We start from the raw sequence: 11,360 nt of genomic DNA, 5'->3' as shown, positions 1-11,360 counted from the left end.
AAGTTGCCAACTTAAGGATTCTTATACTTTTTTATTTCTTTTCGCCTAATCCCAACATATTATATCATAATTCTACATACATTTCCACTATTTATTTATTTTACCCCCACCCTGTATTTTTTAGTGTTTTCTCAGTTGCCAATTTACTCTATATACAAACTATTCTTCCAATCCCTTATAATCAAATTCAATAGGCACAAACAAATAATAATAATCTCCGGTTGCTGCAACCTTATATTTGTTCATATCAAATCCATACTCCAGAAGATGAATGATAAAGCAATCTTCCTCTAATTGATTAGCCTCCTCATATGTGATATGTTGAATTTCTCTATCTTCCAACTGATATTGTATCCGTTCTACACTCCAGTTTACCCCTTCCATATCCGGATTATATACAAAATAAACCGGGATATCTTTATCATTTGCTTCTATCACAGAGGATATATTGCATAGTTCCGATACTCCTTCCTGCCATATATTCACTGTGTTTTTCAACACATTATTAGAAGATACACTCCAAAATATAACGATAGGAATCACTCCAAGACAGCTTACATATTTCTTTTTTGCTCTGCTCAACAATATAAATATGATTCCCAAAAGAACTGGTATTCCAAAGGCATATCGTACTGCAAACTCATCTAACTCTTTATTATAAAATAAACTCGTTCCCACACTCATTGTAGCAAGATAATCACTTCCCTGATGGATATATCCTTTGATAAACATTCCTAACAAAAGGAAAACTCCTACTGAAAAACCAATTGTCTTTTTAGATAGTTTCTTATTCCTAAAAAGACTTGAAATCCCCATCAATAAGAATGGACCTATCACAAATTCTGTATACCGTCCGTAAAGGATCGCATCAATTCTATATGTCCGAACATTAAATATTGTATTAATTCCCAGCGTTGTCAAAACAGACAGTATGCAAAATAGTGACTCTGCTGAAATTTGCATTCTTCTTCGAAATGTAATCAATATTTCTTTACTAAATACAATTACTCCCCAGACAAATAACATACAGGTAGACGCACACAGATAAAAAACCTTTGCACAAAAACCTTTTACTGCAAACATAAACATTTCACCATCAGAAAAAATTACTTTTAATTTATACATCTGACCTGAATATTCATTAACCCCTACTCGCATTGCATCTGGAGCGTTCCAAAGTGCTTCCTGAATACCGGATTTTATCATAGTATGACATAACAATCCCATGAGCAATGTGAGAAAGAAATAAGCCAATTCTTTCAAAGTGATTTTATGCTTCCATTTTAAAATCAGCAAAACCAAACACACTGATATCACTACACCTACAGACCGCTGGTGTACAGCATACATATATCCTGATAAAAATGCCAAAAGGATGAAATATCTTTTCAGCGGCTTCTCTTTTATAAGAAGCAATACATAAAATATCGCCCAAAAAAGTAAATATAGCAGCCCTTCTCCCCATGCAAGGTTTGCCTGCAAAAGGTTATTTGAATATAATGCTGCTGCAATACAAATAAATATGGATATGTATTGCTTTAAGGATGGGTATATCCTTCTTATGCAGGCGTAGGATATCAGATAGCTCCCAAGATATAGCACCGCATTTATCACAAGAGCTGACTGATATCTTATAATCGGATTTTTAGTCAAAAACAATGGCATCAACAGTATACTGTACCCCCATGAATAATAAGGCGACATAAAAGACACCCCGGACCAGTCATATCCATAGAAATACGCCGCGTTTGCCCAATATCCAAATTCATCATTTAACACCGACATTTGTGTTGTATTTTTGATATTATATAAGGATAACAACATAATCAAGACACCGCCTGCAAATAAGACACCGTGGTCCTTTTTCCCTTGATTTATTATTTTATTCACTTGGCTGCATCTATTTAAATCCCCCATCACTTCTCCTTATTCTTCTTGACTTGTAAGATTTCTTCAATCTGCCATCCCTTTATCGATTTTTTTAATGCAAATTTCACCTTGTAATTTTCTTGTGCATATTCATACGATGCAATATATATATTCTCATTCTCCGAATCCTGTTCTACCCCCCATAACTGTATAAAAAACATATTATCCGGATTTAGCTTTGCAACAACAGTGCCCGCTGATTCACCTAACTCGTTCAGCGTTTTTCCCTCCGCTCCATCCGCTCCCCTAAGAAGATTAAAATAAAAGTTTTTCACCTGAGCTGCAAAATCGCTTTGATTAGCTAATATATCACTTGATGTATGCAGCTTTTCTCTATCATCATCCATCCTCCCATAGCATAACACCATTTGCAAATCTCTTTTTTGTATGTGTTTTGTGAACTCTCCGATCAGATCCTCCGGACTCTTTCCATATGTGGGATTTACAACATAATAATTTGCCGGAAGAAGTGCCTCTCCTGAACAAATCAGTTCTTTTTCCTCTTTTTTTATTTCCTTCTTTTCTTTTCTAACTGTCTCATTAATACTCTCCTCAAGTAACTTTTCTACATCAGCCGCTGCTTTTTTGTCAGTCAGATTTTCATATTCTTCTAACGTTATTTCGCGAATTGCCTTATCTTCTGTAGTTCCACATAATTCTGAAGTCAAAGAGCACACCCGCCAATATCCATCATAGGAAAGCAAACTAAATCCCATCAGATATCTCTGAGAACCATTTTTCAAAAGTACGCTCATTTCCGTCACTGCAGATGCCTGCCATTTTCCGCACAATTCTTGAAATTCAAGCTGCGCCTTTGATTCCAATTGTTCTTGCGGCTTTGCAAAATCAATCCGTTCCACGCTTAATTCGCCTAAATCAGCAGTCTGTTTTTCTACTGTCTCGAATTCTTTTGCAAAAGCACTTGTTAATTCTGCTGAAGTAAGTGGGAAATAATCTGTATATGTTCCTGAAGGAGCCAGCACTGTAGTATACGAAAACACATCCGTTGGCTCAAGCATTTCTGTAACATTTACATATAATCCCATCTCATCAATAGGGAAGCCTCTAAGCCCCATATCTAAATCATTTTTTTTCAAAGCCTCTGCCATATAAAGCGCCATATTTTCTGGATTCATAACTTTCTCTATTGTATACTCTCTGGAAAGCTCCTCCGTCACAATCTTCGGATCAATCATTTTATAATATATATACTTTTGATAGAAAGCCGTTGTCCCAATCAAAAATAATATCAGAACAATCCCAATAACTGTAGTATATCTACTTTTTTTTCTCACCCGATTACACCTGTCCTTTTCCCTTGTATCTTTTTCGTCAGCATACCTATTTTATAACTGATGTTCCCAGAATGTTTTGCTGCTATTCCGGTATATGAAAGCGCAGCCAGCAAGAACGGATTATATGCAATATCAGTCATATGATGTTCTACCATACACTGTACCGCTATAATACCTATCACCAAAAGCATAGGGATATCATCTTCATTTTTTGCACGGACTCCAATAAAAAGCCAGATACATAAAAATACACCCATTATAATCAAGCCGTATTGTAGAATTATAAAAAGATACGAACAATCCATGAAGAAATAGTATTTAGGCTCATTTGTGGAACCTCCCATGCCATATAACTGAATATATCTTCCCCATACAGAAAATCCAAAAACATCAATGCCCTTCTTCCCAAGCCATAGCCTGTTATTTAGAACGTGATCCAAAAAAACCATGACTTTGTTTTCAGGGTTATATAATATCGTAAGTCCGATCATAACGATTGCGCATAATGTTGTAGAAATTGCAAACAGAGTAGTAATCAATTCTTTTAGAACAGACTCTTGTTTTTGTTTCTTCAAAGTCAATTTATAAATCAAAAATACTGCTGCTGCTAACAATAGTGTAATTGTATTAAGGCGTGCATCACAGAACCAGTATACGAATCCCGCAATCCCCACAACCGCACCTATTTCTAAATATGTGATTTTTCTGGAACGTAAATATAACCAGGATATAACACTATAAAATACATGTGCTGAAAAATCCGTTGGATAAATAATTCCAAAAGACTGTCTTGTACGGCGTCCCTCCTGATAATAAACCAGATTTTCTGTAATTCCGGTCAAAGATGCGAGTATTGTATATAATAGCAGGCCTCCGGTAGTAAACAGGTATACTTTTAATATCCGCCGAAAAGATATCCCTTTTGCTCCTACCATTAGAATCAGTAAATTTAACAATTCTTCATACTCATTTCTTCTCCATGCAAATAAGAATGTAATTACCAAAGCAATCAGAAAAAAAGTTTCTTTTAAATCATACCTTTCACTTAAACTGATTCTGGCCATTAATAAAGCCAGCAGAATGGTTCTGACGTTATAATAAAAATACTCTGGCAATTCATAGATAAACGTAGTTGTTCTTAAAAAGAAATATCCTACAAAAACTGCAAACACAAATAAATATATTATTTCCAGAATATTCTCTGCCTGACTCTTTGTTATATTTATCCTTTTATACTTATTCATTCTTTCATCCTCTCAGCAAGCTCTCACCTTTTTTGGCAGCTTCTTGTATTTGCCTCCCTGATTTTATCCTTTCTGATAGTTCACAAATATTTTTCTTCATTTTCTCATAAGCTTCTTGAGTAACACTTTTTATAATCGACTCAAGATGATTCAGATTGTCAATCTCTATTCCTATCCCTTTGCTTGTCACATAATGCGCCAGCGCTGCTTCCTTCCAGATCAGTATTGGCATACCGGCGGCAATATATAGGGATACTTTATGCGGGTTATTATATTTCATATAATTTCCGGTATTTCCCGCGCATGTTGTAATTGAATCTCCATCCCACACAAGACCGAAACGTCCCTCAATAATCCCCGGAAGCTCATCCGGCGGATATGCCCCTTTATACCGAATCGTATCTGTATGCAGCTTGTCCTCCGGAAAGTTAATGCCATAAATGTTAAATGATATGTTTCTAACCTGCTCTAGCAGTTCATATACATATCCCGATTTTTCTGGTGAAAAATTTCCCGCTAAAGCAATGTCTGTTTCCGATGTTATTTTCCCATGAGTTTGTTTTTTATCACTTAATTTCTCCGCTGACACAAGATAGTCGAACACCTCTAAATTGATTAATTTGTTTTCTTCAACATTTCTTTTTTTTATTAAATATTGTATCATCTGAAAATTATGTGCGATAATCACATCTGCAATCTTTAACATGATATCATCTAATTTCCAAAACATAGCACGAAATTCCGGCATAAGCCCCCTCAATGACTCCAAATCGTGAATAATAACTATAATTTTAAATTTTTTTATTTTTTTTGCCATTTTCAAATGCTGCATATATCTAGTCCCAATATAATACGGATGCTGCATAACAAGTATATCTTTTTCTCCAAGACTGTATAACGTTTTATAATTCCATTCATTTTTCAGTTTTCCTAACAGAGTGTCCCCGGAATATCTTTTTAAATGCAAAAGCTCATATCCTTGTGCTATAAGCGCCTGCTCACAATCTGCCATGGCTTTTGAACCTGCGTGATATGCATGGTCACTATCCAGATGTAAAATTTTCTTACCCACTTCTATTTCCTCACTCAGCTTTCAATAACTGTTCCAATTTTTTTACTTCTGATGAAAAATCCATTTCTTCTAAACTTAAATTTTTTTGTACGCTCTTTATAAGCTCTGAATTGCGTTTGATTTCACAAATTCTATCCGCTATAGATTCAGCATTTAATTTACACAAAAAGCCGTTCTCACCATCTTTAATCAACTCTCTATTGCTTGGAATATCTGATACTAGAATGATACATTGCAGCGCTTTTGCCTCTAATACTGTAGTTGAATATCCTTCCGAACGAGAGGGCTGCACATAAAGGTCACAGTTCTTCATATATGGAAGGGGATTTTCCTTTCTTCCAAGAAATATAAAACTAGATTTTAAATTATACGCATCCACCATCCGCTTCAATTGGTTTTTATCTTCTCCATCGCCGATTACAAACCATGTAAACTCAAATTGCCGTTCCCTTAGTATTCTTGCCGCCTCAATTGCATAATCATATCCCTTTTGATCTACCAGTCTGCCTACCGTAAGTATTTTAAATTTCCCCACATACACAGAATCACTCAAAGGCTCTCTCCCCCGCTCCCGGATACGCTCTATATCTGTCAGATTATAAAAAGTCTCTGCCTTTTCTGCATATCTTGGACACTGTGAAACAAATGCAGATTTTACAGCATTTGATACACAATATATTCGCTGAAAATGTAGAAAATATTCACTTATCTTGCCTATCCAGTGTATATTTTCATCATGGATCCACACTGCCTTTCTTTTAGCGGCTATTTTCTCTGCCAGATATGCCGTAGCAAATCCTCCATATCCATAGAAATCAAGAGCCAGATCAAATTCCTCCGTAATGCAATCTGTATATTTTAATATTTTGTGATATAACATATTTTTATCACCGTTTTCCGGATATCTTTTCATATATATTTTTTTTAACAATTTGAACACCGCTATTTTTATACTGCTTGTGGGAACTCTTTTCCCATTTACTACAAAACGGTAAAACTCATTTTGAAATGGAATTTCTTCTATACATATTTCTTTCGGAAACTTTTCAAGAAGTACCCCGGCTTTCCGAATACACATGATTTTCACTTGATATTCTTCTTTTATTAATGCTTGTACAAGCGACAACATCGCAGTTTCCGTACCGCCGCCGTCAAAAGCTCTTGTTAAAATAAGAACCTTTTTCATCTCTCTCACTCCACACTCTCGTATTTTACCAGAATCATACTAACCGCCTTAATTGGAATATATGCCAGTTTCAATTTCAACCACCAATTTGATTTTAAAAAATCTGCTTCTGTTGTCCTGATTACTGTAAGGATTTTTCTCATCTCTTTCCCTGAAAAGTTTTTATTCTTTTTCAATAAACGCTTAAACAACTGTATACAGATGACAATATAATGTCTGTTTATATTTCTGTACAATTCATCATCTTGAAATATTTTGGATGTCTGCTGCATTTTCTCAAATGCATATACAGAGCTAAACCGCCTGTCATTATATTCACTTCTGGTCGCACTTCCTTCTGCCATAACATAATGATACAATGGTTCTCTTATAAAATTAACATGTCTGACATATTTTCCGTATTGGAAACAAAAAAGAAGATCTTCACATATATGGATTGTTTCATCCAACATAATTCCATTGTTCTTAATCGTATCTGTTTTAAATAATTTATTAAACAGAAAGCCTTTGATACCGTACGGTTCAAAAATTTCTCTTAAGAAATCTATTTGCTCCATCTCACTTTTTCCAGACAATTCTGGAATCACATGTTCGCTTCCATGTACTTCATCATATCCACAGACCACCAAATCATTCGAAGGGTTTTCCATATAGACCTGACACATTTTTTCAATAAATGTATCCTCTATATAATCATCTGCATCCAAAAAACTGAGATACTTTCCCACAGCATACGCAATCCCCTTGTTTCTCGCTGCTGAAACACCTCTGTTTTCTTGCTCAAATATTTTTACTCTTGAGTCCTTTTGCTCATATTCAGCACATATTTGCATTGTCCGGTCTGTGGACCCATCATTAATAACCAAAACTTCCAAATTTGAATAAGTCTGACACAATACACATCCTAAACACTTTTCAATTGTTTTTTCCGCATTATATGCCGGTATGATAATTGTAACTAATTCCACGTCTATCGTCTCCTATTCCGGTATTTATTTCCTTTTCTGTAACATATTAAATACATCACACATTACAATCAGTCCATAATACAAACGATGGCGCATCAAAAAAACAAATATCCCGGATTTCCAATCTATGTGTTCTACCCTGATTGTATCAAAAGCATCTTCAAAACCATATTGTCTTAATTTTTGTTTTAATTGAGCAGCTCTCTTTCTCAAACTCCCCTGCGCTTTTGATTCATTCAAAATCGCATGTTTAATCCGAAATGCTTTATGATATTTAAGCTGCTCCTCCATATTGTATTGAGAAGATTTCAATACTTTATCCATATATGTGAGTAAAATCTGGTATTTCTCAAACCGATTTTCATCATATGCATTTGTCATAGACGCTGGATTCTGTCTGTAATGATAAAAATACTCCTTCATGACAAATAGAGTCTTTGCATCTAACAGGCTGGCATATACACAGGCAGCGTCATCCCCCATTGTAATCCGATAATCTGTGCATTGATTTTTTACAAGAATCTCTTTCTTGACAATTTTGTTCCAAACAGGCGGATAAATACCAAACTTATAAAAATTCACATTTTTATCATACAGCATAATCGGATAAATATCTCTCTCCATCGCTTTTTTATCATAAAAACCGTCTGTAACAAGCAACTCTACTTTTTCAACTTGCTTTGGGTAATCCAAATATGTATTGTATGTGATGACATCCGGCTGGTGCGCTTTCACCACTTCTGATACTTTTAACAGCCAATCGTCTTCCACCCAGTCATCCCCGTCAGCATACCCCACATACTCCCCTTGTGCCATTTTCAAGCCCTCTTCTCTGGCTTTGACCGCCCCTTCGTTCTGCTTATGCAAAACTCTGATTCTTTTATCTTTTTCTGCATATTCATCACATATGGCAGGACATTTATCCGGAGATCCGTCATCAATCAGCAGCACTTCAAAATCTTTATATTTTTGTCTGAGAATACTATCCAGACATTGAGGAAGGTATTCTTCCACTTTATAAATCGGAACAATGATACTAAATATTGGTTTCATAACTGCCCTTTCCCTAAAAATACTTTTTGATATTCATTTGAAATATATTCCCAACTATAAAACTCTTTAATTCTTGCCTTTGCCTTTGTGCTTAAAGCATTGATCTCTTCTGTCTGCATCTTATCCGACTTGTCAATCAAAGTGGAAAGATTTCCTTCCTTTTTGCTCCAATACATTGCCCCGTCTTCAGCAACTTCACGGTTGAACCCTACATTTAATAACAAATTCAATTCTGTGGATCCTAATGCTTCTAACAAACTCGGATTCGTTCCGCCGACTTCATGTCCATGAAAATATCCATATGCGTTTTCACGAATTTTCATTAATAATTCTGAATCATAAACTGTACCCACAAAACAAATTCTCTCGTCTGCACGAAATCCTGTTTTTTCTTCCAATTCTGTCAGAAATTTCTCACTTACATTCGTAATCAATGCAAATTTCTTATCAGTTTTACTTCTCATGAACTCACGAATCATCGTTTCATAATTATTTTCTGGTACAAAACGTCCAACAACCAGATAATACTGTTTAGGTTTTAAGCCTTTATTTTGATACCATTCATTGAGCTGCTGATCATCATTTTTAAGCATACTTTTCCTTGTTTCCGCTCCATATGCAATAAATGTCGTTTTGGGGTGATATTTTTTATATTCCCGCTGAATGTATTTCTCTATATTTTTACTATCACATATTAACAAATCTGCATGTTTTGTCATGAGCCTCTCTGATATTTTCCAATATTTTCTTACCGGCGGTGCCCATTTTGCCCTCATCCACTCATGACCATCCGGATTTATATATATTTTTCCGCCAAGACGATGCACTTTTTTTTCAAAATGTGCCATAAACGGCCCGATTCTACAAGCTAAAATATAAATAACCGGCTCTGAAATTTTATGTTCTTTAATATATTTACAACAATATTTCAAAGCAGCAACATCATAGTAAATTGCCTGCGCAGGACCAATATCGGGAACTTTGATTTTAAAGCAATGTGCGTTATGATAACGAAACTCACCATTTTCTTTATCCTTACATGCAACATGATATTGTATATCTTCTAAATTTTGATGATATTCTGTAAGTTTATCTACAAATGTTTCATATCCTCCATATGCTCCCGGAATCCCTTTTGAGCCAATAATAAAAACATGTTGTCTACTCATATTATCTTTCATCCCCCTGTCAAACAGACCCTTCTCTTTTCAATACAGTCTTTATTGTCTGTAGTAATATTTTAATATCCAAACCAATATTCCATTCTGAAATATATTTTGTATCAAGACGCACTACTTCTTCAAAATCCACAATGTTACTTCTTCCACTAGCCTGCCACATCCCGGTCAATCCCGGCTTCACAGCAAGCCGTGCTTTATGATGCATTTCATACTGCTCATATTCATCGACTGTCGGAGGACGTGTTCCTACCAGACTCATATCCCCTTTTAGCACATTCCAAAACTGGGGGAACTCATCCAAAGATGTTTTCCGCATAAAACGGCCAATCGGAATAATTCTTGGATCATTGTCCATTTTAAACATCAAGCCTTGCATTTTGTTTTGCGCCATCAATTCCTTCTTTCGCTCTTCCGCATCCGGATACATAGAACGGAATTTATATATTTTGAATCTTCTTCCATTACGTCCGATCCGCTCTTGAGAAAAGAAAATCGGTCCCGGACTCTGTATGTAAATAATCGGCCCGAATATAATCATTATCAATACCGTTATACAAAGTCCTGCTACCCCGCCTGCTACATCCATAATTCTCTTAAAAAACAGTTGTCTAGAATCCGCAAAACGAATACTTGATGTCAAAACCATATGCTCTGCATAATTATCTACAATCATATTTCCGTTTTGCTCATCTATTGGTCCCAGATTCAGATGTGTCGTAATTCCCATCTCACGGCAATACTTTTGAATCTTTTTCGTCCTCTTCTCATAAATTGGAATATCTAAAAACACTTCGTCTACTACTACCTTTTTCAAAATATCATCTGCAGCTTCGGTGCTCCCCAAAACAGGTATGTTCAAAATTACTTTTGAATCCGGCAGTTCCCCTTCAATCAATATACCACTGATTTCATACCCAGAATATTCTTTTTTTTGCATTGTATGGATCACTTCTTCTGCATGATCTTTCCTCGTAACCAAAATCATATGGCTTAACTGCTCATGATCCCTCATCCTTTTTCGTATTACTTCTTTCCAGACTACTCTTTCAACATACAGTGAAAAAATCCCCAGCCCCCATGACCACATCAATGTAATTCTCGAAAATTCACTGGAACTTTGATTCATAAAAAGAATAACAAATACCATCATAAAATTGATACTTACATAAAAGGTTGTCTTCTTAAACTCTTCAAAATACCCTCTTCTTAAAATATCTCGATAATTATTCATAAAAAAACCAACACATATCTGTGTCAAAAACAGAATAACTTCCAATCCCAAGTACTGTTCAAGAAAATAACTGATATTCCATCCATGGCGAATAACATATGCAAAGATATACATTGTATGCATACAAATAATATCCATTAAAATAAAATCAATATGTTTTTCCCATACTCCTTTTTCTTGTTTGTACATAGCGAGCCTCCT

Annotated in this window: 9 protein-coding genes; all 9 read right to left on the bottom strand. The window is 35.3% G+C overall.

Annotated elements, in window-relative coordinates:
- Positions 1-159: 159 nt before the first annotated feature.
- The 9 genes from NFS18_RS13265 to NFS18_RS13225 are packed head-to-tail and all read right to left on the bottom strand — an operon-like array spanning position 160 to position 11,348.
- Positions 160-1,917, bottom strand: a complete 1,758-nt coding sequence (locus NFS18_RS13265) for a hypothetical protein (RefSeq protein WP_251390906.1) — start codon at positions 1,915-1,917, stop codon at positions 160-162.
- Positions 1,917-3,224, bottom strand: coding sequence for a hypothetical protein (locus tag NFS18_RS13260; protein WP_251390904.1), 1,308 nt, complete (start codon positions 3,222-3,224; stop codon positions 1,917-1,919). The genes NFS18_RS13265 and NFS18_RS13260 overlap by 1 nt, the downstream gene beginning before the upstream one ends.
- A complete protein-coding gene (locus NFS18_RS13255) occupies positions 3,221-4,468 on the bottom strand; it encodes a hypothetical protein (protein ID WP_251390901.1) in 1,248 nt (415 codons plus the stop codon). The genes NFS18_RS13260 and NFS18_RS13255 overlap by 4 nt, the downstream gene beginning before the upstream one ends.
- Before the next feature lie 4 nt (positions 4,469-4,472).
- The gene (locus NFS18_RS13250; protein WP_251390899.1) at positions 4,473-5,540 is read right to left on the bottom strand and encodes a hypothetical protein; all 1,068 of its coding nucleotides are present in this window, start codon (positions 5,538-5,540) and stop codon (positions 4,473-4,475) included.
- Between the two features lie 10 nt (positions 5,541-5,550).
- A complete protein-coding gene (locus tag NFS18_RS13245) occupies positions 5,551-6,726 on the bottom strand; it encodes a glycosyltransferase (protein ID WP_251390897.1) in 1,176 nt (391 codons plus the stop codon).
- A 5-nt stretch (positions 6,727-6,731) separates the two neighbouring features.
- Positions 6,732-7,694 carry a glycosyltransferase family 2 protein gene (locus NFS18_RS13240; protein WP_251390895.1) on the bottom strand — a complete coding sequence of 321 codons (963 nt, stop codon included), beginning with the start codon at positions 7,692-7,694 and terminating at the stop codon, positions 6,732-6,734.
- Between the two features lie 24 nt (positions 7,695-7,718).
- A complete protein-coding gene (locus NFS18_RS13235; RefSeq protein WP_251390893.1) occupies positions 7,719-8,747 on the bottom strand; it encodes a glycosyltransferase family 2 protein in 1,029 nt (342 codons plus the stop codon).
- Positions 8,744-9,916 carry a beta 1-4 rhamnosyltransferase Cps2T gene (gene cps2T / locus NFS18_RS13230; protein ID WP_251390891.1) on the bottom strand — a complete coding sequence of 391 codons (1,173 nt, stop codon included), beginning with the start codon at positions 9,914-9,916 and terminating at the stop codon, positions 8,744-8,746. The genes NFS18_RS13235 and cps2T overlap by 4 nt, the downstream gene beginning before the upstream one ends.
- A 19-nt stretch (positions 9,917-9,935) precedes the next feature.
- Positions 9,936-11,348 carry a sugar transferase gene (locus NFS18_RS13225; RefSeq protein WP_251390889.1) on the bottom strand — a complete coding sequence of 471 codons (1,413 nt, stop codon included), beginning with the start codon at positions 11,346-11,348 and terminating at the stop codon, positions 9,936-9,938.
- Positions 11,349-11,360: the final 12 nt, after the last annotated feature.

Origin of the sequence: Mediterraneibacter agrestimuris (assembly GCF_943193195.1) — a bacterium.
GTDB classification, from domain to species: Bacteria; Bacillota; Clostridia; order Lachnospirales; family Lachnospiraceae; genus Schaedlerella; species Schaedlerella agrestimuris.
Note: the sequence above shows the minus strand (reverse complement) of the source record. Positions and strands in the feature narration are given on the sequence as shown.

What these genes read in the sequence shown, in the direction of transcription:
- NFS18_RS13265 (WP_251390906.1), bottom strand. Translation starts at nt 1,917, where the DNA reads ATGGGGGATTTAAATAGATGCAGCCAAGTGAATAAAATAATAAATCAA.
- NFS18_RS13255 (WP_251390901.1), bottom strand. Translation starts at nt 4,468, where the DNA reads ATGAATAAGTATAAAAGGATAAATATAACAAAGAGTCAGGCAGAGAAT.
- NFS18_RS13245 (WP_251390897.1), bottom strand. Translation starts at nt 6,726, where the DNA reads ATGAAAAAGGTTCTTATTTTAACAAGAGCTTTTGACGGCGGCGGTACG.
- NFS18_RS13235 (WP_251390893.1), bottom strand. Translation starts at nt 8,747, where the DNA reads ATGAAACCAATATTTAGTATCATTGTTCCGATTTATAAAGTGGAAGAA.
- cps2T (WP_251390891.1), bottom strand. Translation starts at nt 9,916, where the DNA reads ATGAGTAGACAACATGTTTTTATTATTGGCTCAAAAGGGATTCCGGGA.
- NFS18_RS13225 (WP_251390889.1), bottom strand. Translation starts at nt 11,348, where the DNA reads ATGTACAAACAAGAAAAAGGAGTATGGGAAAAACATATTGATTTTATT.